General features: G+C 62.8%; 24 protein-coding genes. 15 read left to right on the plus strand and 9 right to left on the minus strand.

Going from position 1 to position 20,177, the window contains the following annotated elements:
* Nucleotides 1–20 precede the first annotated feature (20 nt).
* Together CSZ94_RS02175 and CSZ94_RS02180 are read left to right on the plus strand one after the other, a co-directional pair.
* The gene (locus CSZ94_RS02175) at nucleotides 21–881 is read left to right on the plus strand and encodes a hypothetical protein (protein ID WP_102120000.1); all 861 of its coding nucleotides are present in this window, start codon (nucleotides 21–23) and stop codon (nucleotides 879–881) included.
* A gap of 97 nt (nucleotides 882–978) precedes the next feature.
* On the plus strand, nucleotides 979–1,557 hold the full coding sequence (locus tag CSZ94_RS02180; protein ID WP_146009717.1) for a CPBP family glutamic-type intramembrane protease: 579 nt from the start codon (nucleotides 979–981) through the stop codon (nucleotides 1,555–1,557).
* Between the two features lie 17 nt (nucleotides 1,558–1,574).
* Here the strand turns inward: CSZ94_RS02180 and CSZ94_RS02185 are convergent, their stop codons facing one another.
* From CSZ94_RS02185 to flgA, 3 genes are all read right to left on the minus strand, one after another.
* Nucleotides 1,575–2,042 carry a flagella synthesis protein FlgN gene (locus tag CSZ94_RS02185; protein ID WP_102120002.1) on the minus strand — a complete coding sequence of 156 codons (468 nt, stop codon included), beginning with the start codon at nucleotides 2,040–2,042 and terminating at the stop codon, nucleotides 1,575–1,577.
* An 8-nt stretch (nucleotides 2,043–2,050) separates the two neighbouring features.
* Nucleotides 2,051–2,359, minus strand: a complete 309-nt coding sequence (gene flgM, locus CSZ94_RS02190) for a flagellar biosynthesis anti-sigma factor FlgM (RefSeq protein ID WP_034787161.1) — start codon at nucleotides 2,357–2,359, stop codon at nucleotides 2,051–2,053.
* A 111-nt stretch (nucleotides 2,360–2,470) separates the two neighbouring features.
* Complete coding sequence (flgA, locus tag CSZ94_RS02195; protein ID WP_102120003.1) at nucleotides 2,471–3,166, minus strand: flagellar basal body P-ring formation chaperone FlgA; 696 nt, start codon at nucleotides 3,164–3,166, stop codon at nucleotides 2,471–2,473.
* Between the two features lie 191 nt (nucleotides 3,167–3,357).
* Here flgA and flgB point away from each other — a divergent pair, with 191 nt between their 5' ends.
* The 13 genes from flgB to CSZ94_RS02260 all read left to right on the plus strand — a co-directional run bounded on the left by flgB (nucleotide 3,358) and on the right by CSZ94_RS02260 (nucleotide 16,202).
* Nucleotides 3,358–3,807 (plus strand): flagellar basal body rod protein FlgB, encoded by a 450-nt coding sequence (flgB, locus tag CSZ94_RS02200; protein ID WP_102120004.1) that lies wholly within the window; start codon nucleotides 3,358–3,360, stop codon nucleotides 3,805–3,807.
* Between the two features lie 2 nt (nucleotides 3,808–3,809).
* Complete coding sequence (flgC, locus tag CSZ94_RS02205; RefSeq protein WP_102120005.1) at nucleotides 3,810–4,211, plus strand: flagellar basal body rod protein FlgC; 402 nt, start codon at nucleotides 3,810–3,812, stop codon at nucleotides 4,209–4,211.
* A gap of 15 nt (nucleotides 4,212–4,226) precedes the next feature.
* A complete protein-coding gene (locus CSZ94_RS02210) occupies nucleotides 4,227–4,925 on the plus strand; it encodes a flagellar hook assembly protein FlgD (RefSeq protein ID WP_102120006.1) in 699 nt (232 codons plus the stop codon).
* Nucleotides 4,926–4,979: 54 nt separating this feature from the next.
* Nucleotides 4,980–6,527 (plus strand): flagellar hook protein FlgE, encoded by a 1,548-nt coding sequence (locus CSZ94_RS02215; RefSeq protein WP_102120007.1) that lies wholly within the window; start codon nucleotides 4,980–4,982, stop codon nucleotides 6,525–6,527.
* Between the two features lie 57 nt (nucleotides 6,528–6,584).
* Nucleotides 6,585–7,328 (plus strand): flagellar basal body rod protein FlgF, encoded by a 744-nt coding sequence (locus CSZ94_RS02220; RefSeq protein WP_102120008.1) that lies wholly within the window; start codon nucleotides 6,585–6,587, stop codon nucleotides 7,326–7,328.
* A gap of 72 nt (nucleotides 7,329–7,400) precedes the next feature.
* A complete protein-coding gene (flgG, locus tag CSZ94_RS02225) occupies nucleotides 7,401–8,183 on the plus strand; it encodes a flagellar basal-body rod protein FlgG (protein ID WP_102120009.1) in 783 nt (260 codons plus the stop codon).
* Between the two features lie 50 nt (nucleotides 8,184–8,233).
* The gene (locus CSZ94_RS02230; protein ID WP_102120010.1) at nucleotides 8,234–8,884 is read left to right on the plus strand and encodes a flagellar basal body L-ring protein FlgH; all 651 of its coding nucleotides are present in this window, start codon (nucleotides 8,234–8,236) and stop codon (nucleotides 8,882–8,884) included.
* Between the two features lie 2 nt (nucleotides 8,885–8,886).
* Entirely contained in the window at nucleotides 8,887–10,002 is a 1,116-nt protein-coding gene (locus CSZ94_RS02235; RefSeq protein WP_102120011.1) for a flagellar basal body P-ring protein FlgI, read from the plus strand.
* 10 nt (nucleotides 10,003–10,012) lie between these two features.
* Nucleotides 10,013–10,939 carry a flagellar assembly peptidoglycan hydrolase FlgJ gene (gene flgJ, locus CSZ94_RS02240; protein ID WP_102120012.1) on the plus strand — a complete coding sequence of 309 codons (927 nt, stop codon included), beginning with the start codon at nucleotides 10,013–10,015 and terminating at the stop codon, nucleotides 10,937–10,939.
* An 88-nt stretch (nucleotides 10,940–11,027) separates the two neighbouring features.
* A complete protein-coding gene (gene flgK, locus CSZ94_RS02245; RefSeq protein ID WP_102120013.1) occupies nucleotides 11,028–12,995 on the plus strand; it encodes a flagellar hook-associated protein FlgK in 1,968 nt (655 codons plus the stop codon).
* A 51-nt stretch (nucleotides 12,996–13,046) separates the two neighbouring features.
* Complete coding sequence (flgL, locus tag CSZ94_RS02250; RefSeq protein WP_180977329.1) at nucleotides 13,047–14,288, plus strand: flagellar hook-associated protein FlgL; 1,242 nt, start codon at nucleotides 13,047–13,049, stop codon at nucleotides 14,286–14,288.
* A gap of 159 nt (nucleotides 14,289–14,447) precedes the next feature.
* Nucleotides 14,448–14,891, plus strand: coding sequence for a MarR family winged helix-turn-helix transcriptional regulator (locus tag CSZ94_RS02255; RefSeq protein ID WP_102120015.1), 444 nt, complete (start codon nucleotides 14,448–14,450; stop codon nucleotides 14,889–14,891).
* Nucleotides 14,892–14,939: 48 nt separating this feature from the next.
* Nucleotides 14,940–16,202, plus strand: a complete 1,263-nt coding sequence (locus CSZ94_RS02260; protein ID WP_102120016.1) for an MFS transporter — start codon at nucleotides 14,940–14,942, stop codon at nucleotides 16,200–16,202.
* Between the two features lie 2 nt (nucleotides 16,203–16,204).
* On the opposite strand, the gene fliR is transcribed toward CSZ94_RS02260, so the two are convergent.
* From fliR to fliM, 6 genes are read right to left on the minus strand one after another with little or no spacing between them, the layout of a single operon-like run.
* Nucleotides 16,205–17,059 carry a flagellar biosynthetic protein FliR gene (gene fliR / locus CSZ94_RS02265; protein ID WP_102120017.1) on the minus strand — a complete coding sequence of 285 codons (855 nt, stop codon included), beginning with the start codon at nucleotides 17,057–17,059 and terminating at the stop codon, nucleotides 16,205–16,207.
* A 16-nt stretch (nucleotides 17,060–17,075) separates the two neighbouring features.
* Nucleotides 17,076–17,345: a flagellar biosynthesis protein FliQ gene (fliQ, locus tag CSZ94_RS02270; protein WP_099762562.1), complete on the minus strand. Its 270-nt coding sequence runs from the start codon at nucleotides 17,343–17,345 to the stop codon at nucleotides 17,076–17,078.
* 10 nt (nucleotides 17,346–17,355) lie between these two features.
* Nucleotides 17,356–18,114 (minus strand): flagellar type III secretion system pore protein FliP, encoded by a 759-nt coding sequence (gene fliP / locus CSZ94_RS02275; protein WP_096238644.1) that lies wholly within the window; start codon nucleotides 18,112–18,114, stop codon nucleotides 17,356–17,358.
* 7 nt (nucleotides 18,115–18,121) lie between these two features.
* A complete protein-coding gene (gene fliO, locus CSZ94_RS02280; protein WP_102120018.1) occupies nucleotides 18,122–18,700 on the minus strand; it encodes a flagellar biosynthetic protein FliO in 579 nt (192 codons plus the stop codon).
* Nucleotides 18,697–19,131: a flagellar motor switch protein FliN gene (fliN, locus tag CSZ94_RS02285; protein ID WP_102120019.1), complete on the minus strand. Its 435-nt coding sequence runs from the start codon at nucleotides 19,129–19,131 to the stop codon at nucleotides 18,697–18,699. The genes fliO and fliN overlap by 4 nt, the downstream gene beginning before the upstream one ends.
* 53 nt (nucleotides 19,132–19,184) lie before the next feature.
* Nucleotides 19,185–20,171: a flagellar motor switch protein FliM gene (gene fliM, locus CSZ94_RS02290; protein WP_034754035.1), complete on the minus strand. Its 987-nt coding sequence runs from the start codon at nucleotides 20,169–20,171 to the stop codon at nucleotides 19,185–19,187.
* Nucleotides 20,172–20,177: the final 6 nt, after the last annotated feature.

Consider the following 20,177-nt stretch of genomic DNA (forward strand, 5'->3'; position numbering starts at 1 on the left):
CAGTCCAGGCGCGCCACTTCATGATGAATATCAAACTTACCGGCATCGCCATCGCCGCTGCCATCGCGGCTGCGCTGGTACTGGCGTACTGGCCCGCTTCCGACGGCGGCGCGCGGGATGCTGTGGCTATCGCTGCCGCCAGCGCCCCACCGGGACGCAGCCTGGAAGCGTATTTTTCTGTCGACGCCTTCGGACCTGGTGCCCAGGCGCCCGTTGTCGTGTCCCTGGCGCAGCGGCTCGAACGCCTGGGCGCCAGCGGCAGGGCGGAAGATGCGTATGCGGCCTTCAACCTGATCGACGACTGCATCGTTTTCCAACGCGAAAGCCGCATGCCAGGGATGGAATTCGAGCTGGGACGCGAGATGACGGTGCAAGAAAAAGCCGCCCAGCAGCAGCTGTGCGCGGACCTGACGCAGCGCCAGCGCGACGACCGCCTGGGCTATCTGGCCACTGCCGCGAAGGCGGGCGTGCCGGGCGCCGCCACCCTGTTCCTGTCGGAAGGACCGTTCGGCGACCGCAGCGCGCTGCGCAACCGTCCCGACGATCCCCTGGTGCAGGCCTGGAAGCGGCAAGCCATCGCCCAACTGACGGTGCAGGCGGACGAGGCGGAACTCACCAGCGTGGCTACCCTGATGATGGCGTATCTGCGCGATGGCGAGGTGGTGCAGAAGGATGCGCCGCAAGCGTATGGCTACCTGCTGGCCCTGCGTCTCGTCTACGACGATATCCTGGCGCCCGGCGTCACCAATCCCTATCAGGATGAATACTGGCACTGGCTGCAAAACGAGCTGACGCCGGAGCAGCAGGCCACCGCCCGCGCCAAGGCGCAAGCCATCGCGGCGAAGTATCGCCAGCACACGGGGCGACCCGCGCATGGCTGAAGTGCGCTGAGCTGTATGCTGCAACAATTGACGTAGTTTCACATGGCTGTGCCGGGCTATGATGGCCGTAGACTTGCCCGTGTGGGCAGGATGCGCCATGAGGAGCAATATACGGATGTTGAAAGCGACCAACTTGCCGGTGCCACGACTGGCTGTCAACCTGGCTGCGCTGCGGGCGAGCATGGCCAAGCGCCCCATGCGGGGCGCCATGCGCCTGGGCTTGTGCGCGGGCGCCATCAATTCTCTCATTGCCATGCTGCTGCTGTTAGCAGCCCTGGCCTTGTTCTCGCCGCAGCAACTGGGCGGCTCCGCGTCATCATCGCTGGAAGGCGCCGGCACGGCTCGGATATTCTGGACAGTCGTCGTCTGGGCGCCGTTGTTTGAAACGGTCATCGGGCAGTGGCTGCCGCTTGAAGTGTTGCTCCGCTACAAGGTGCGTGCCAGCTATAGCCTGCTGGCCAGCGCGATACTGTTTTCCCTCTTGCATGTCATGGGCGGCTCCGGCATTTTGCATGCCAGCATGACTTTGATTGCCGGAGGTATCTTCGCAGCCAGCTACCTGGCGGCGCGCAGCCTGGGCCTGGCGCCCGCTTATGTGGCGGCGGCCACGGCGCATGCGTGCAGCAATGGATTAATACTGTGCGGGTCGCTCGTATTTCCCGATTTGTTGGGATAAGCGTCGAATCAAGGCTGTTAGCCGATGACGACGCGCCGGCTGGTCGTGTTCGTCGTCGGTTGGCCGCTGGGGCCGTAGAAATTGCCGCTCTGGGCCGTGGGGCGCATGGCGTTCAGGGCGCCTTGCGTGTGCAGCATGTGCTTGTTGATCAGCAGGCTGTTCAGCCGGTTTTGTTCCTTGGCTTCGCGCGTGGTTTCGAGCAGGGCTTTCCACAGGGATGCCGCTTCGGCCTCGGTGGCGCCGACCAGCCAGTCTTCCATGCCCGCCTCGGCGGCCGTAAAACCGGCTGCCGCCAGCGCCTGGTGGCGTTGCGCCGCCAGCTGGCTCAATTGTCCGACGAGTGCCGTCTTGCGCGCCGTGAGCTCCGTGATTGCATCGATGTCAGCGGCAACCAGATGACGTTGTTCTTCTTTCATCAATGCCAGCAATGTGGTCATGAGCTGTTGCTCGTCGCGCAGGCTGGAAAAAGGAGTCACTGATTGCATGAGGGAACCTATCTATTTCGTGAGTGCAGCAAGTCCTTGACTGTGTCGAGGAGACCGTCCGCTACTTTTTCAGAGTTGACCTGGAACTGGCCGTCGGCGATCGCCAACTTGATGCGTTCGACTTTTTTCGTGTCGAACACGGCGCCGCTGCCGGCAGTTGCACTGGCCGCTAATGCCTGTCCTTGCGGCGACAGGCGTACATTGTCCGACGTCGTCGGTGTTGCCTGGGCTTTCTCGGCATTCCGGGCGCCGGAGGTGCTCGCGGGCGCCACCGGCAGGCCGGGGTTGCTTTTAATGGTGTTGTCGGTAATTTTCACAGCGTGATCCTCGTCTGGTCGAAGTCAAAAAACTCCGGGATATGTGTCATTATCGGCACCTTTTGCCGAAACTTTAGTGCGCCAGACCACAATATCGCTGTCCATCCGTGTTTAAAAGGCGACCTCCACCATGCCGCCTGCGCGCGCCACGCCGCTGATCTGCTGGCCGCTCTGCGTGCGTACCTGCACCGTCTGGCCATCGCCGGCGCTGCCGATGGCGCGTCCTTCCGATGCCACCTGGAAACCGTTGCCACTGGAAACGACCCGCACGAGCTGGCCCTGCATCACTACCGGCTTGCGGCGCAGGGTGTCGAGGCGCATCGGCGTGCCTGGTGGCAAGGAAATATTCGTGCTGGCGCCCACCACCTGGGCCATGTCGGTGGCGATGCCTGCCGGCAATGCGGCCAGGTCGCCCTGCATCGTCACCAGCTGGCTGGCGTCGATGGCTTGCCCTTGCGCCAGCGGCACGGCGCTGGCCACGTAGTCGCCCACGACGGCCACGTTGGCCTGCAAATAGATGGTCCAGTTGCTGGGCGCCGTGCAGCGCACGCCCACGGTGGTCTTGCCCCAGGCGCGGGCGCCCGGCGCCATGAATGCTTGCGGCGCGGGGCAAGCGGCCAGGTTCAGGCGCGGATCGACGGCGCCGACGCTGATCGTCACCTTGCCCGGCAAGCCCTTGCTTTGCACCTGCAGGAATTGTTCCACGTTGTTGCGCAGCGCTTCCGGCGTCTGCCGGCCGGCATTTTGCGCCTGTGCCAGCAGTGGCAGGGCGGCAAGAGCGAGAAGGAGTGCGAGCGGTGTTTTCATGGTGATAGGCCTCTGGAATACTGCCATGATAGTGCGCGCCGCCCTGATCGAAGCGCCGATTAAGGGGTAAAAGTACGGTCTGATCCGGCGATGGCCTTGCCGTCGGGCGCCGTACTATGTTTCCTGTCATCACTATACCGCCATCCTTCCGCCATCTCAGGCGCCAGTGGCAGATCTTTCCGGAGCCTGACATGATAGGGAAACTCGACGATTACATGCGCTTCAACGAGACGGCGCTGAGCCTGCGCTCGACGCGCCAGGAATTGCTCGCCTCGAATATCGCCAATGCCGATACGCCCAACTACAAGGCGCGCGATGTCGATTTCGCCAGCGCGCTGAAGGGTGCGATGGCGCGCAAGGATGGCGTGCAGCCGGCCCTGAAGGGCACGGCGCCGCAGCATCTTCCCGGCAAGGGCGTGGCCGCCACCGGTGGCAGCACGGGCGGCAAGGTCGAGACCCTGGCCGACGGCACGCCGCTGCTGTACCGCGCGCCGGCCCAGGGCGCCGTCGACGGCAATACGGTGGATATGGATCTCGAACGCAACGCCTTTGCCGACAACGCCATCCGCTACGAGGCGGCCGTGACCTTCCTCAACTCGCAGATCAAGGGCATGTTGACGGCCATCCAGGGAGGACAATAATCATGTCGCTATTTAATATCTTCAATGTCTCCGGTTCGGCCATGAGCGCCCAGGCGCAGCGTTTGAACACGGTGGCCAGCAACCTGGCCAATGCCGACAGCGCCACCAGCGCCACGGGCGAAGCCTACCGCGCCAAGCAGGTGGTGTTCGAGGCCGTCCCCATGGCCAACGGCGCCACGGCTGTCAAGGTGCAGAAGGTGATCGAAGACCCATCGCCGATGAAGCTGGTGTACGACCCGAAGAACCCGCTGGCCGACGAAAAGGGCTACGTCACCATGCCCAACGTGAATACGGTCGATGAGATGGTCAACATGCTGTCGGCTTCGCGCTCTTACCAGACCAACGTGGAAACCATGAACGCGGCCAAGGCGCTGCTCCTGAAAACCCTTACGCTCGGCCAATAAGGCTGACTGACTATTATGGCAACCATCGATACCAGCACCGCCACCGTCACCGACCTGATGGCGACGATGAATCCGAAGAAGACGACTGCCGCCGCAGGCAGTGTCGAGGAGGAAACGAATAAATTCCTGACCCTGCTGGTGACCCAGCTGCAAAACCAGGATCCGATGAACCCGCTGGACAATGCGCAGCTGACGAGCCAGCTGGCCCAGCTGTCCACGGTGACGGGCGTCAACAAGCTCAATACCACGCTGGAAACGCTGAAGACCAGCTATCAGCAGGCCGAATCCATGCAAGCGGCCAATATCATCGGCCACGGCGTGTTGACGACTGGCAAGAACATTACGCTGAGCAAGAGCGCGGCCCTGCTGGGCGTGGACCTGGCGACGCCGGCTGACAGCGTCAAGGTCATCATTTACAACAACACGGGCCAGCAAGTCCATTCCATCGACCTGGGCCCGCAGGATGCGGGTACCTTGCCGCTGGGCTGGAACGGCTCCACCGCCGACCTCGACAAGGATGGCAAGCCGATCGTGCTGGCCGACGGCGCCTATACCTTCTCGGTGGAAGCGACGCGCGGCGGCGCCAAGCTCACGGATGCGGCGGCGCTGATGTTCGGTTCGGTCGCCAGCGTGTCGACGGGGGCGGGTGGCGTGAAATTGAATGTGCCTGGCGTGGGCAGCATCACCATGGCCGATGTGAAACAGATTTTGTAAGCCGCTCATTTGTAGCGTAGACCCTCTACCCCTAATTTCTACCAGGAGAACACAATGTCTTTCCAACAAGGCCTGAGCGGCTTGAATGGCGCCGCCAAATCGCTGGACGTCATCGGCAACAATATCGCCAACTCGGCCACCGTGGGTTTCAAGCAGTCGCAGGCGCAGTTCGCCGACATCTATGCCAACTCGCTGTATGGCGTGGGCGGCAACCAGCCCGGCATCGGCGTGGCCGTGTCGCAAGTCGCGCAGCTGTTCAACCAGGGTAACCTGGAGAGTTCCTCGAATCCGCTCGACATCGCCATCAATGGCGGCGGTTTCTTCCGCACCAGCGTGAACGGCGCCATCCAGTATTCGCGCAATGGCCAGTTCCAGGTCGACAAGAGCGGCTTCATCATCAATGCCCAGAAAGCCCAGCTGACGGGCTATCCGGCCGATGCGAACGGCAAGATCCTGGCCGGCGCCACCGTGCCGCTGCAGATCGACCCGTCCGACATGGCGCCGAAGGCGACGACCAAGGTCGATACCCAGGTCAACCTCGATTCCAACTCGGCCATGCCGACCGTGGTGCCGTTCTCCGTGGGCGAGCAAAAGTCGTGGACCAAGCAATTCCCCGTGCCGGTCTTCGATTCGCTGGGCAATGCGCACACCATGTCCAATTTCTATGTCAAGACGGGCACCAATTCCTGGGATGTCTATTCGGCCACTGATGGCAAGGAAATTACCAGCGCGAAAGTAGCAGCGGCGGCGCAGACCGATGCCGCCTCGCTGGCCGCGCGCGCCGCCTACCAGTCCGCCGTCACGGCCGTGCCGCTGGTACCAGCGAATATCACGGCTGCCGCCGTTGCCTACGGCAATGTGGCCGGCGCCGCCGTGAGCGCCGCCGCCGCGGCAGCCGGCGCCAGCCCCGCCCAGCTGGCCGCCATCAGCGCCACCTATGGCAGCGCCGTGCCCAATGGCGTCAATTCCAGCCTGACGCCAGACCAGATCGACGCCAATATCGCCTCGGTGACGGAGGTGCCCGCCGTGAAGTCGGCTTCGCTGGTGTTCAACAGCGTCGGCAGCCTGGACAAGGCCGCCATGCTGGCCCTGACGCCGCCGCAAACCTTGCCGGTGACGGTCAACCTGCCCGTCTTCCCCGCCACGGGCGCGAACGCGAACCTGGCGATCAAGGTCGACTTCACCAACTCCACCCAGCTCAGCTCATCCACCAGCGAAAAACGCACCGTGGCCGATGGTTATGCGGCCGGCCAGCTGAGCCGTTTCGTGGTGGGGGCCGATGGCGTGATCCAGGGCCAGTACAACAATGGCAAGACGCGCGACCTGGGCCAGGTGGTATTGACCAAGTTTTCCAATCCGAATGGCCTCGAGCCGCTGGGCAACAATGCCTGGGCGGAAAGTTCGGTCTCGGGCAGCCCCATGACGGGAGTGCCGAGCTCGGGCGGCCTGGGCGACTTGCGCGCCTCGGCCGTGGAAGTGTCGAACGTCGACCTGACGGCCGAACTGGTCAACATGATCACCGCCCAGCGCGCCTACCAGGCGAATGCGCAGACCATCAAGACGCAGGATTCTGTGCTGCAAACACTCGTCAACCTCCGCTAATAAGTTGACCGGGGGCGCATGCCCCCGATTTTATTGTTGGTTTGGGAGAAAGAAAAAATGGACCGTCTCATCTACACCGCCGGCTCGGGCGCCAAGCACATCCTGGACAGGCAGGCGACCACGGCGAATAACCTGGCGAACGCCACCAGCACGGGTTTCCGTGCCCAACTCGACTCGTTTCGCGCCGTGCCCGTGGTGGCCGATGGCATGATGCCGACGCGCGCCTTCGTCGTCGATTCAACGGTCGGTTCCGATTTTGCGCAAGGTCCCATGCAGCACACGGGCCGCGCGCTCGACGTGGCCGTGGAAAACGGGGGCTGGATCGCGGTGCAGTCGGCCGACGGTTCCGAAGCCTATACGCGCAACGGCGCCTTCAAGCTGAATGAAAACGGCATGTTGCAGACGCAATCGGGTCTGATGGTGCAGGGCGACACGGGCCCGCTGGCCATTCCGCCGGGCGTGACGGTGGCGATCGCCAGCGATGGCACGGTGGGCACGATTTCCACCGATGTGCCGCCGGGGCCATCGACGGTGCTGGGACGCATCAAGCTGGTCAACCCGCCCGAGCAGCAACTGGTGCGCGGCGACGACGGCCTGTTCCGCCTGAAGGATGGCACGGTGGCGCAAGCCGACCAGGCCGTCAAGCTGACCACGGGCGCGCTGGAAGGCAGCAATGTCAGCCCCGTCGACTCCATGGTCAGCATGATCGCCCTGGCGCGCCAGTTCGAAACACAAATGAGCTTGTTGAAGAATGCCGAGAATAACGCGGCGAAAGCCACCCAGATCCTCGCTTTGAATTGATAGAGCCGGTCGCATAATGGTCACATAGAAATAGTCTACAGGGCTGACTAGCGCTGTTATTGGAGAAAAAACATGATTCGTTCCCTTTGGATAGCCAAGACCGGCCTGGAAGCGCAGCAGACGCAGATGGACGTGATCGCCAATAACCTGGCCAACGTCAGCACCACCGGCTTCAAGAAGTCGCGCGCCGTGTTTGAAGACTTGCTGTATCAAAATGTGCGCCAGCCGGGTGCGCAATCGTCGCAGCAAACCCAGCTGCCGTCGGGCTTGCAGATCGGTACGGGCGTACGCACCGTGGCTACCGAACGCATCCATACTCAGGGCAATCCCCAGGCGTCGGGCAATTCGCGCGACGTGATGGTCAACGGCACCGGTTTCTTTCAGGTGCTGCTGCCGGACGGTGCCACCGCCTACACGCGCGACGGCTCTTTCCAGACAGACGCCAACGGCCAGCTCGTCACGTCCGAAGGCTTCGTCATCCAGCCTGCCATCACCGTGCCGACGAATGCGCTGAGCCTGACTGTGGCGCGCGACGGCACCGTTTCCGTTACCTTGCCCGACACCGTTGCGCCATCGCAGATCGGTTCCCTGCAGCTGACCACCTTCGTCAATCCGGCCGGCCTGGAATCGAAGGGCGAAAACCTGTACATGGAAACGGGCGCCTCAGGCGTGGCGCAGACGAATACCCCGGGCACGAATGGCGCCGGCGTGTTGATGCAGGGCTATATCGAATCCTCGAACGTCAACGTGGCCGAGGAAATGGTCAACATGATCCAGACGCAGCGCGCCTACGAGATCAACAGCAAGGCCATCACCACATCCGACCAGATGCTGCAGAAATTGTCGCAACTTTAATTTTCATAGTCGTCATGCCATCCGCCGCCGGATGGCAGCGGAGGTTTGTCATGCAATACCCCATCACCGTCCTGTTGTCCGCAGTCCTGCTGTCCGGTTGCGCCATCACGCCCACCTCGATCGTGCAATACCCGACCACCACGCGCGCGCCGATGCCGGAACCGGTGGTCGTCAGCAATGGTTCCATCTACCAGCCGTCGACCTACCGTCCCGCCTTCGAAGACCGTCGCGCACGCCACGTGGGCGACACCATGATCATCGCCATCACCGAGCGCACGAATGCCGTCAAGGCGGGCGCCAGTTCCGGCAACAAGTCCGGCAGCGTGGGCTTCAGCACGCCCGGCTTCGCGCAGGGTCGCCTGGGCGGCAGCGTCGCGGCGACCGGCGCAACGAAGTTTGCCGATGGCGACAACCAGTCCGCCAGCAACACCTTTAACGGTACGATCGGCGTGACGGTGATTGAGGTATTGCCAAACGGAAATCTTATCGTCGCCGGCGAAAAACAGATCGCCATGAACAAGGGCACGGAATTCATCCGTTTCTCGGGCATGGTCAATCCGGATACCATCGGCACGGGCAACGTCGTGGCCTCGACCCAGGTGGCCGATGCGCGCGTCGAATACCGCACCAACAGCCAGATCGACCGCGCCGAAATGGCGTCGATGGCGTCGCGCTTCTTCCTCAGCCTGCTGCCGTTCTGATCATGGCAACTGTTACTTTCCCCCGCCTTTTGCTCGCCTGCGGCCTGGCAGCCGCCCTGCTGGCGCCCGTGGCCCAGGCCGAACGCCTGAAAGACCTGGCCAGCATCGCCGGCGTGCGCCAGAATCAGCTGATGGGCTATGGTCTCGTCGTCGGCCTCGACGGCAGCGGCGACCAGACCACGCAAACGCCATTTACCATCCAGAGCGTGGCGGCGATGCTGCAGCAGCAAGGTATTAACTTGCCGCAAGGCACCAGCTTGCAATTGAAGAACGTGGCCGCCGTGATGGTGACGACGTCCTTGCCCGCATTTGCCCAGCCGGGCCAAATGCTCGACGTGACGGTGTCGTCGATGGGCAATGCGAAAAGCTTGCGCGGCGGCACGTTATTGATGACGCCATTGAAGGGCGCCGATGGCCAGGTGTATGGCATGGCGCAGGGCAACGTGCTGGTGGGCGGCGTGGGCGCGCAGGCGGCCGGCAGTTCCGTCGTCATCAATCACCTGAGCGTGGGACGCATCTCGGGTGGCGCCACCGTCGAGCGCAGCGTGCCTTCGGTACTGGGCGCCAACAACACGATACGCCTGGAATTGAATGCCACCGATTTCGCCACCGCCAGCCGGGTGGTCGACGCCATCAACAGCCGCTACGGCGCCGGCACGGCCGCCGCGCTGGACGGGCGCGTGATCCAGGTACAGTCGCCGGGCGGCAGCGACCAGCGCGTGACCTTCCTGGGCCAACTGGAAAGCATCGAAGTCAATCCGGCCCGCCTGGCGGCCAAGGTCATCATGAATGCGCGTACCGGCTCGGTGGTGATGAACCAGTCCGTGACCCTGGAAACGTGCGCCATTTCGCACGGCAACCTGTCCGTCACCATCAATGTCGAGCCGCAAGTGAGCCAGCCGGCACCCTTGTCGGGCGGACGCACGGTGGTCACGCAGACGGCACAGATCGATATCAAAAAGGAACCGGGCAAGGTCATGCTGGTCAAGGGTGGCGCTTCGCTGTCCGACGTGGTGAAAGCCTTGAATGCCATCGGCGCCTCGCCGCAAGACTTGCTGGCCATTTTGCAGGCGATGAAGGCAGCCGGTTCGCTGCGCGCTGAACTTGAAATCATTTGATGGGCACGCCATGATCAGCCAAACCGACCTCAGCAACACCGCCGCCTATGACGTCAAGGGCATGGATGGCTTGCGCCAGTCCGCCAAGGCGAAGGACCCTGCCGCCCTGAAAGAGGCCGCCACGCAATTCGAAGCCATGTTCATCAACATGATGATGAAAAGCATGCGCGACGCCACGCCGCAGGACGGCATCATGGATAGCCAGCAAAGCAAGATGTACACCTCGATGCTGGACCAGCAGACGAGCCAGAACCTGGCCAAGCGGGGCACGGGCCTGGCGGACGTGCTGATACGCCAGCTGTCGTCCTCGAACCAGGCGCTGGCTGCCGATGGCGCCGAGGCGCCGTCGCCCCGCTCGTCGAGCATGACGCAGGCGCTGGCCGCCTTCCGCCAGCAGCAGGGCGCCCTCACCGAGGGGCCGAGCAGCGCCACCGGCGCCGGCAAGACCCTGAGCGACAAGGCCAACGCCACGCAGGCGCCGCATGTGCGCGCCTTCCAGGAAAAGCTGGGCGTGCATGCGGAAGAAGCCAGCCGCGCCACCGGCATCCCGGCCAAGTTCATGCTGGGCCAGGCGGCGTTGGAGACGGGCTGGGGCAAGCGCGAAATCATCAACCGCGACGGCAGCAGCAGTCACAATCTGTTCGGCATCAAGGCGTCCAGCGACTGGAAGGGCAAGGTCACCGAAGCCGTCACCACGGAATATGTGAATGGCAAGGCGCAGCGCAAGGTGGAAAAATTCCGCGCCTATGACAGCTATGCGGACAGCTTCAAGGATTATGCGCAGTTGATTACCAACAACAAACGCTATGAGAAAGTGCTGGCCAGCGCTGGCGACGCCAGCACGTTCGCCCAGGGCTTGCAAAAGGCCGGCTACGCGACGGACCCGAATTACGCTGCCAAATTGACAAAAATCATCAAGCATTCGCTGGTCGGCTGACACCCTGCGGTACCCATGTGCAAGCCGCGCGCTTCAAGTTTTCGCCGCGGCTGCCGTAAATACATTTGACGGTAACCAATAAGACACCATGACTTCGAATCTACTCAGCATCGGTAAAAGCGGTTTGCTTGCAGCGCAGGTGGGCCTGTCGACGACCGGGCATAACATCACCAATGCGAATGTACCCGGGTACAATCGCCAGACGGTGCTGCAGCAGACTTCGCAGTCGAACTATGCCGGCTATGGCTTCGTCGGCACGGGCACGGAAGTGTCGCAGATCAAGCGCCAGTACGACAGCTTCATGGCCACCCAGGTCAATGCCGCGCAAAGTGCCACCAGCGCGCTCGATAGCTATTACACGCAGATCAGCCAGATCGACAACTTGCTGGCCGACCCCACGGCGGGCCTGTCGCCGGCCCTGCAAGACTTCTTCAAGGGCGTGCAGGACTTCAGCGCCAATCCGTCTTCGGTCGCCTCGCGCCAGGCGTTGCTGTCGAGCGCCGGCTCGCTCACTTCCCGTTTCCAGGGCTTGAGCGCGCGCCTGACGGAGATTGGCGACGGCGTCAATTCGCAGATCACGTCGAATGTGGCGGTGATTAATACCTATGCCAAGCAGCTCGCCGAGTTGAACAAGTCGATTTCCCAGTTGTCGGTCGATGCCAGCAACCAGCCCAACGATCTGCTGGACCAGCGCGACCAGCTGATTACGGAATTGAACAAATATGTCAAGGCGACGGTGCAACCCGCTGCCAACAATACCGTCACCATTTCCATCGGCGCGGGCCAGCCGCTGGTGGTGGCGGACCGCAGCTTCGAGCTGGCGGCCACGCCTTCGCGGACGGATCCGAACCGCATCGAGGTCGGCTATGTCATGGGCAGTACCGTCAGCGTGCTGCCGGACAGTTCCCTGACCGGCGGCTCGCTGGGTGGCTTGCTGGATTTCCGCAGCGGCACCTTGGACAATGTCCAGAACTCCCTGGGCAAGGTGGCCATCGCGCTGGCCAGCACCTTCAACGACCAGCACAAGCTGGGGCAGGACTTGAATGGCGCCATGGGCGGCGACTTCTTCAAGATACCCGACCCCGTGATCGGCGCGGACCGCGGCAACAACGCCAGCAGCACCACCGTGCTGTCGGCCAAGGTCAGCGACCCCACCAAGCTGACGGCCAGCGATTACAGCCTGAAATACGACGGCAGCAACTATGTGGTGACGCGCGAATCCGACGGTGCGCACACCATCATCAATCCATATCCGCAAACGGCGCCGCAAACCATCGACGGCGTCGATTTCTCGATCTCGGGCACGGCCGCCCAAGGCGACAACTACGTCATCAAGCCGACGGCGAATGGCGCGGCCGGTCTTGCCGTGCTGATCACCGACCGCAACAAGATCGCCGCCGCCGCCCCCATCTCCACCTCGGCGCCGGTGGCCAATACGGGCACAGGCAAGCTCAGTGCAGGCTCCGTCGACAAGGCCTACCTGACCCCGGGCAATGCCCTGACGGGTCCCCTGACCTTGACCTACGACAAGGCGACCACCTCGCTGACGGGTTTCCCGGCCGGCCAGGCGGTGACGGTCAAGGGCTTGAATGGCGCCACCACGACCTATCCGGCCGGCACGGCGAGCATCCCGTATGCGGAAGGCGACAACTTCAGCTTTGGCGGCATCAACGTCAGCATGACGGGCACGCCGGCGCAGGGCGATAAATTTAGCATTGCGCCGAACTCGGGTGGCGTGGGCGACAACCGCAACGCCGCGCTGCTGGCGGGCTTGCAGACGAAGAACATCCTCGATGGCGGCAATGCCACGTTCCAGGGTTCGTATGCGCAAACCGTCAGTTTCGTGGGCAACAAGACACGCGAAGTACAGGTTAGCGGCCTGGCCAGCCTGGCCTTGCTGCAGCAGACCAGCACCCAGCAGCAGGCCGTCTCCGGCGTCAACCTCGATGAAGAGGCGGCCAACCTGCTGCGTTACCAGCAGTCCTACCAGGCGTGCGGCAAGGTCATGCAGATCGCCAGCACCCTGTTCGATGTGGTGATCGGCCTGGGTCGTTAATCAATTTTTGCCGCGACGTAGTGCGCGGCAGCTTTCTGGAAGGGCAGCATCATGCGCATCAGCACACGAATGATTTATGACCAGGGCAGCTCGCAGCTGAACAATCTGCAGGGCGCCTTGAACCGTACGCAGATGCAACTGTCGTCGAACCGTCGCAACCTGACGCCGGCCGACGACCCGATCGCCTCGGCGCGCGCGCTGGAAGTGACGCAGTCGCAATCGATCAATACCCAGTTCGTGACGAACCGCTCGAACGCCAAGAATTTCCTGTCGCAGGAAGAGCTGGCACTGGCCAGCACCACTTCGCTGATCGCCGACGTGAAAGACCTGGTCCTGAAGGCCGGCAATCCTGCCCTTCAGGATGTCGACCGCGATACCCTGGCCAAGGAACTGGAAGGCCGGCTGACCGACTTGATGGGCATCGCCAACACGGCCGACGGCGCCGGCGGCTACCTGTTTTCCGGCTATAAATCCACCACCCAGCCATTCAGCCAGACGCCGACGGGCGCCACCTATGTGGGCGACCAGGGCCAGCGCGAGTTGCAGGTGGGCTCGGCGCGCTATCTGGCCACCAGCGATTCCGGCGCCACGGTGTTCGAGAATAACCTGACCGGCAACGGCAAGTTCACCACGGCGGCGGCCACCGCCAACTTTACGCGCGGCGGCTCGGGCATCGTCTCGGGCGGCACGGTGACGGACCCGTCGCTCTTGACGGGGCACAAGTATTCGATCGATTTCAAGGTCACGGGCACGGGCACCGACGCCGTCACCACCTACACCGTCACGGACGCCACCTTGGGACAGACGGTGCCGAATCCCGCCGTTCCCATCGCCTACAAGGCGGGCGACGCCATCACCTTCGATGGCCAGCAAGTGAATATCACGGGCAAGCCGGCCGATCTGGACAGCTTTACGCTGGAGCCGAGCGCCAAGGAATCGCTGTTTACCACCGTGAAAAACCTGATCGGCGTGCTGCGCCAGGCGGGCAGCGGCGATGCGGGCCAGGCACGCCTGACGAACGGCTTGAACGCCGCGCATGATATTCTCGACACGGCCTACGACAATGTGCTGTCCGTGCGCGCGGAAGTCGGTTCGCGCATGAAGGAACTCGATTACCTCGACAGCGCCGGCGACGACCTCGACATCCAGTACGCCACCACCCTGTCTGACCTGCAGGACCTGGACATGGTGAAAGCCATTTCCAACTTCAGCCAGCAGCAAGTCACTCTGCAGGCGGCGCAGAAAACGTTCACCTCGATCTCGGGCCTGTCGCTGTTCAATTACATCAGCTAAGCGATCCGTCGTGATAGCAAGCCGGGGCAGGGAGTGCATCTCCCGCCCCGGTTTTTTTGCGTTCGCAAGATGTTCGCCTTGATAATATATACAGGAAAACTGTGCAGTCTACCTGTGCATCTGTTATGATGGTGCTCGTTGATCCACAATCTGCCTCCCATGCATACCCCACAAGAAGAGCACGAACGCGCATTGCAACTGGCCGGCGACTTGCGCATTCTCATCGGCAAATTGCGCCGCCGTCTGCGCGAGGAAGCGCATCTTGGGGATGTCAGCATGTCGCAGGCGTCCGTGCTCAGCCGTCTCGAGCGCGACGGCCCGGCCACCGCCAGCAGTCTGGCGCGCGCCGAAGGCATGCGGCCCCAGTCGATGGCCGCCACGGTGCTGGCGCTGACCGAGGCGCAGCTGGTGACGGGCTCGCCCGACCCGGCGGATGGCCGGCAGACGCTATTGACCCTGACGGACAACTGCCGCGCCTGGATCGCGGCCAGCCGCGCCGCGCGCGAGGACTGGCTGGCGCGCACCATTGAAACCCGGCTCACGCCGGACGAAGTCAGCGAACTGAACCATGCGGTGGCATTACTCAAACGCTTGGCGCAGTGATCCGCTGAACCATCCACCACGACGCCGGCAAGGAGCCCGCACGCCCAGATGAACAACACATTCCGTTCGCTACGCATACCCAATTACCGTATCTGGGCCGGTGGTGCCCTGGTGTCGAATATCGGCACCTGGATGCAGCGCACGGCGCAGGATTGGCTGGTGCTGAGCGAATTGACACAGCACAATGCCAGCGCCGTTGGCATCGTCATGGCCTTGCAATTCGGCCCGCAACTGCTGTTGCTGCCCCTGACGGGCATGGCGGCCGACCTGCTCGACCGGCGCAAGCTGCTGCTGTGTACGCAGGCGGCCATGGGCTTGCTGGCGCTGGGACTCGGGATCTTGTGCATCAGCGGCCTGGTACAACTGTGGCATGTGTATGTGTTTGCTTTCCTGCTGGGCTGCGTGACGGCCTTCGATTCGCCCGTGCGCCAGACGTTTGTTGCTGAAATTGTCGGCGAGGAAGACTTGACGAATGCCGTAGCGCTCAATTCCACCTCGTTCAATGCGGCGCGCTTGCTGGGCCCGGCAGTGGCGGGTTTGCTCATCAGCAGCGTCGGCAGCGGCTGGGTCTTCATCATCAACGCCGTCTCGTTTGCCGCCGTGATCGGTTCGCTGTTGCTGCTACGCGTGGCATTGCTGCGCCGCGCGCCGCGCCTGAAGGCCACGCGCGCCAGCCTGGGCGAGGGTTTCCGCTACGTGCGCCAGCGGCCCGACCTGATGGCCATCCTGCTGATGCTGTTACTGATCGGTACCTTTGGCTTGAATTTCCCGATTTTCCTGTCGACCATGTCGCTCACGGCCTTCCATGCGGGCGCCGGCCAGTATGGCGTGCTCAGTTCCGTGATGGCGTGTGGCTCCGTGGCCGGCGCCCTGCTGGCGGCGGGGCGGGGCCAGCCCACGCTGGCCTTGCTGATGGGGGCGGCGGCGCTGTTCGGCCTGGCCTGCGCGCTGGCCGCCGTGATGCCCAATTACTGGCTGTTCGGCATGATGCTGGTGCTCATCGGCATCGCCGCGCAAACGTTTACCACCAGTGTCAACAGCAGTGTGCAACTGTCGACGGCACCCGCCATGCGGGGCCGCGTGGTGGCCATCGTGCTGGCCATCTCGGCGGGCGGCACGCCGCTGGGCGCGCCAGTCGTGGGCTGGGTGGCCGATACCTTTGGCCCGCGCTGGGCGCTGGGCATAGCCGCCCTGTCGGGTCTGGCGGCCGCGCTGGTCGGCGTGCGCTACCTGGTCAAATATCAGCAGTTGCGCCTGAATCTCGACATGCGGCGCTGGCGCATGGCACTCGGCAGCGACCCGCAGCGCTGATCTTACGGCGCTGGCGTGGCAGGCGGTGCGGGGCGCAGGGGATTGGCCGGCGGCGGCGGCGGCGGGCGCTCGCGCGTGGCAAAGCCACGCGGCAGCAAGCGCGCCGTTTCTATGCCGCGCAGGAACATGTTCTGGAAGGGCGTAGCCAGGTAGGGCAGGACCATGCCGATCACCAGCAAGCCCACGCCCAGGGTGACGGGGAAGCCGATACCAAAAATGTTCAGCTGCGGCGCGGCGCGCGTCAAAATGCCCAGCGCCACGTTGGTCAACAGCAAGGCGGCGATGACGGGCAGCGAAATCTGCAGGCCGGAACGGAAGATTTCCCCGCCCCAGGCCGCCAATTGCTGGAAACCGCCGCTGCTGATGGGACTCGATGAAATGGGCAGGCTGACGAAACTTTCCGCCAGCGCCGCCAGCAAGACCAGGTGGCCGTTGACTGTCAGAAACATCAAGGTGGCCAGCATGACGAGGAACTGGCTGATGGCGGAAGACCTGCCCTTGGTTTGCGGGTCGAAGAACGAGGCGAAGCCCAGGCCCATGGTGAGACTGCTGAGCTCGCCAGCCATTTCGACGGCGGAAAACACGATGCGGATGGAAAAACCCATGGCCAGGCCCACCAGCATCTCTTGCGTCAGGATCAGCAAACCGGGCAAGGACATCGGGTTGACGGCAGGCAGGGCCGGTACGGTGGGGGCGATGATCATGGCCAGCAGCGCGCCCAGCGTCACCTTCACGGTGGCTGGCACGGCCGCGTTGCCGAACAGGGGCGCGGCCGCGATCAGGCCGAGGATGCGGCTAAGCGGCCACAGCAGTGCTGCGATCCACGTATTCAGTTCGATGCTCGACAGGGTCAGCATGGCAATGGTGGCTGCACTAACCCACCAGGTTCGGAATGCCGGTAAATACCTGGCGCATGTAGTCGAGCATGACGGACAGCATCCACGGACCGGCCACGACGAGGGCGACAAAGATGCCGACCAGCTTGGGGATGAAAGACAGGGTCGATTCGTTGATCTGCGTGGCCGCCTGGAAGATACTCACGATCAAGCCGATGATGAGGGCGACGAGCAGCATGGGCGCGGCCACCATCAGGGTGATTTCCATGGCATGGCGGCCCAGGGTCATGACGCTTTCGGGTGTCATCGTACTTCCCCTAGTAAAAACTCTGAGACAAGGAGCCCAGCAGCAATTGCCAGCCATCGACCAGCACGAACAGCATCAGCTTGAACGGCAGCGAGATCGTGGCCGGCGACATCATCATCATGCCCATCGACATCAGCACGCTGGCGACCACCATGTCGATGATCAAAAACGGGATGAAGATGGCAAAGCCGATCTGGAACGCCGTTTTCAGTTCACTGGTGACGAAGGCGGGCACGAGGATGCGCAGCGGCACGTCTTCCGGGCCTTGCAGGGCCGGCGAGCGCGACATCTTGGCAAACAGGGCCAGGTCGGCCTGGCGCGTCTGCTTGAGCATGAAGGTTTTCAGGGGATCGACGCCCTTGTCCATCGCCTGCTGCATGCTGATCTTGTTTTCTTGGTAAGGAAGATAGGCATCCGTGTAGATCTTGTCGAACACGGGGCCCATGACGAACAGGGTCAGGAACAAGGCCAGTCCCACCAGCACCTGGTTGGGCGGCGCCGATTGCGTGCCGATGGCCTGGCGCAGCAGCGATAGCACGATGATGATGCGCGTAAAGCAGGTCATCATCAAGAGGGCCGCCGGCAGGAAGGTGAGCGACGTCATCAGGATGAGCGTCTGCACCGGCAGCGAATAATTCTGTCCCCCGCCCGGTGCCGGCGTGCTGTTGAAGGCCGGGATGCCCGGCTGGGCCATGGCCCACAGCGGCAAGGCCAGGGCGGCCGCTGCCAGCAGCCAGGTCAGGGGAGTCTTTACGTTGGACCACGCCATCTGCTGCTTATTTCCCATTGCGTTTTTCGATGGTCTGTTTCAGCCACTCGGAAAAATTGGCGGCCGCAGGGCCGTTTTGCGCCGTGACCAGTTGTGGCAACTCGCCTTCCTGGCGCGGCATGGTGGCCAGCGCATTGATGCGGCCGGGCGAGGCGCCGACGACGATCCACTGGTCGGCCACTTCGACGAGGACGATGCGTTCGCGTCCGCCCAGGTTGAGCGAGCTGACGACGCGCATCTTGTTGTTACCGCCCATGACTTTGGGGCCATAGCGCTTCATGCACCAGGCCAGGCCGATCAGCAGGGCCAGCACGAACACCAGCGCCAGGATGGTTTGCAGCAAGCTGCCGGCCGAGCTTGTCGGCGCCATCGTCATGGGGGCGCCGGCCGGCATGGCGGGCAGGGCGGCAGCTGGCGCGGGCGCCGCTGCAGCGGGTTTTTCAGTTGCAACTTCGGCAGCTGCGCTGGGCGCCGCCGTTTCGGCCGGGACCGAAGGTGGTACGGGCGCCGAAGCGGGCGCCGCCAGCGCAATGCCGCATGCCGCCATGAGCGGCAGCAGGGTGGAAATCAACAGACCAGGCTTCATTTATTCAATTTTCGGATGCGTTCGGAAGGCGTGATGATGTCGGTCAGGCGGATACCAAACTTGTCATTCACCACCACCACTTCGCCCTGGGCAATCAGGCAGCCGTTCACCAGCACGTCCATCGGTTCGCCCGCCAGACCGTCGAGCTCGACCACGGAACCTTGTGCCAGTTGCAGCAGGTTCTTGATGGCAATTTTCGTGCGGCCCAGTTCGACCGTCAGCTGCACCGGAATATCGAGGATGAAATCGATATCGTTGTGCGTTTCCGACTTCGATGCCTGCTTGGAAAAGTCCTTGAACACGGCGGCGCTGGCCGCGCTGGCCGTATTGGCGGCCTGGTTTTGCAGCGCGTCGGCTTCCGCCTTGGCCTGCTCGGCAATAGCCGCGCCCCAATCGTCTTCCGCGCTTTGGTCGTCTTGGTTGTCAGACATGTGTTTCTCCCTGTTGTACAGATGCGGACCGCAGCGCGGCCCGAGTGCATTACTTAATGATTGTTCATGTTGTCTGCATTCGCCAGCAATTTTTCGACCTTCAGCGCATATTGTCCGTTCAACACGCCGTAGGTGCAATCCATCACGGGCACGCCGTCGACGGTGGCGGCGATCAGTTCGGGAATATTCAGCGGGATGATGTCGCCCACCTTCATGTTCAGGATTTCGTCGAACGAGACGCGCGCCGTGCCCAGCGAGGCCACCAGCTCGACTTCGGCGATCTGGATCTGCTGCGTCATCAGGCGGATCCAGCGCTTGTCCACTTCCAGCGCTTCGCCCTGCAGGCTGGAGGTCAGCGAATCGCGGATCGGCTCGATCATCGAATACGGCATGCAGAAGTGAATTTGTCCGGAAACGGAGCCCAGTTCCACCGTAAACGTGGAGGCCACCACCACTTCATTCGGCGTGGCGATGTTGGCGAACTGCGTGTTCATTTCCGAGCGGATATATTCGAATTCGACGGGAAAGACCGGTTCCCACGACTTGGTGTAGGCTTCAAAGACGATGTCGAGGATGCGCAAAATGATGCGCTGTTCCGTCTGCGTAAAGTCGCGTCCTTCGACACGCGTATGAAAACGTCCGTCGCCGCCGAACAGGTTGTCGACCAGCAGGAACACCAGGCCCGGATCGAAGACCATCAGGGCCGTGCCGCGAAGCGGCTTCATGTGGACCAGGTTCAGATTGGTCGGCACCACCAGGTTGCGGATGAATTCGCTGTACTTCGATACGCGCACGGAACCCACCGAAACTTCGGCGCTGCGGCGCAGGAAGTTGAACAGGCCCACGCGCAGCAGACGGGCGAAACGCTCGTTGATAATTTCCAACGTTGGCATCCGGCCGCGCACGATGCGCTCCTGGGTTGCCAGGTTGTAGGTACGAACTCCCGTGACATCTTCCGGCGCCTGCGCGTCGTCCTGGTCTCCGTTGACGCCCTTCAGAAGGGCATCGACTTCTTCCTGGGAGAGGAAATTATCGGCCATGGCTGC

The sequence above is a fragment of the Janthinobacterium sp. ROICE36 genome, assembly GCF_002869965.1.
Classification (GTDB): Bacteria; Pseudomonadota; Gammaproteobacteria; order Burkholderiales; family Burkholderiaceae_D; genus Janthinobacterium.

What these genes read in the sequence shown, in the direction of transcription:
- flgK (WP_102120013.1), top strand. Translation starts at nt 11,028, where the DNA reads ATGACTTCGAATCTACTCAGCATCGGTAAAAGCGGTTTGCTTGCAGCG.
- flgL (WP_180977329.1), top strand. Translation starts at nt 13,047, where the DNA reads ATGCGCATCAGCACACGAATGATTTATGACCAGGGCAGCTCGCAGCTG.
- CSZ94_RS02175 (WP_102120000.1), top strand. Translation starts at nt 21, where the DNA reads ATGATGAATATCAAACTTACCGGCATCGCCATCGCCGCTGCCATCGCG.
- flgJ (WP_102120012.1), top strand. Translation starts at nt 10,013, where the DNA reads ATGATCAGCCAAACCGACCTCAGCAACACCGCCGCCTATGACGTCAAG.
- fliO (WP_102120018.1), bottom strand. Translation starts at nt 18,700, where the DNA reads ATGAAGCCTGGTCTGTTGATTTCCACCCTGCTGCCGCTCATGGCGGCA.
- fliQ (WP_099762562.1), bottom strand. Translation starts at nt 17,345, where the DNA reads ATGACACCCGAAAGCGTCATGACCCTGGGCCGCCATGCCATGGAAATC.
- fliN (WP_102120019.1), bottom strand. Translation starts at nt 19,131, where the DNA reads ATGTCTGACAACCAAGACGACCAAAGCGCGGAAGACGATTGGGGCGCG.
- flgG (WP_102120009.1), top strand. Translation starts at nt 7,401, where the DNA reads ATGATTCGTTCCCTTTGGATAGCCAAGACCGGCCTGGAAGCGCAGCAG.
- flgB (WP_102120004.1), top strand. Translation starts at nt 3,358, where the DNA reads ATGATAGGGAAACTCGACGATTACATGCGCTTCAACGAGACGGCGCTG.
- CSZ94_RS02220 (WP_102120008.1), top strand. Translation starts at nt 6,585, where the DNA reads ATGGACCGTCTCATCTACACCGCCGGCTCGGGCGCCAAGCACATCCTG.
- CSZ94_RS02260 (WP_102120016.1), top strand. Translation starts at nt 14,940, where the DNA reads ATGAACAACACATTCCGTTCGCTACGCATACCCAATTACCGTATCTGG.
- CSZ94_RS02215 (WP_102120007.1), top strand. Translation starts at nt 4,980, where the DNA reads ATGTCTTTCCAACAAGGCCTGAGCGGCTTGAATGGCGCCGCCAAATCG.
- CSZ94_RS02180 (WP_146009717.1), top strand. Translation starts at nt 979, where the DNA reads ATGAGGAGCAATATACGGATGTTGAAAGCGACCAACTTGCCGGTGCCA.
- fliR (WP_102120017.1), bottom strand. Translation starts at nt 17,059, where the DNA reads ATGCTGACCCTGTCGAGCATCGAACTGAATACGTGGATCGCAGCACTG.
- flgC (WP_102120005.1), top strand. Translation starts at nt 3,810, where the DNA reads ATGTCGCTATTTAATATCTTCAATGTCTCCGGTTCGGCCATGAGCGCC.
- flgA (WP_102120003.1), bottom strand. Translation starts at nt 3,166, where the DNA reads ATGAAAACACCGCTCGCACTCCTTCTCGCTCTTGCCGCCCTGCCACTG.
- fliP (WP_096238644.1), bottom strand. Translation starts at nt 18,114, where the DNA reads ATGGCGTGGTCCAACGTAAAGACTCCCCTGACCTGGCTGCTGGCAGCG.
- fliM (WP_034754035.1), bottom strand. Translation starts at nt 20,171, where the DNA reads ATGGCCGATAATTTCCTCTCCCAGGAAGAAGTCGATGCCCTTCTGAAG.
- CSZ94_RS02235 (WP_102120011.1), top strand. Translation starts at nt 8,887, where the DNA reads ATGGCAACTGTTACTTTCCCCCGCCTTTTGCTCGCCTGCGGCCTGGCA.
- CSZ94_RS02255 (WP_102120015.1), top strand. Translation starts at nt 14,448, where the DNA reads ATGCATACCCCACAAGAAGAGCACGAACGCGCATTGCAACTGGCCGGC.
- CSZ94_RS02230 (WP_102120010.1), top strand. Translation starts at nt 8,234, where the DNA reads ATGCAATACCCCATCACCGTCCTGTTGTCCGCAGTCCTGCTGTCCGGT.
- CSZ94_RS02185 (WP_102120002.1), bottom strand. Translation starts at nt 2,042, where the DNA reads ATGCAATCAGTGACTCCTTTTTCCAGCCTGCGCGACGAGCAACAGCTC.
- CSZ94_RS02210 (WP_102120006.1), top strand. Translation starts at nt 4,227, where the DNA reads ATGGCAACCATCGATACCAGCACCGCCACCGTCACCGACCTGATGGCG.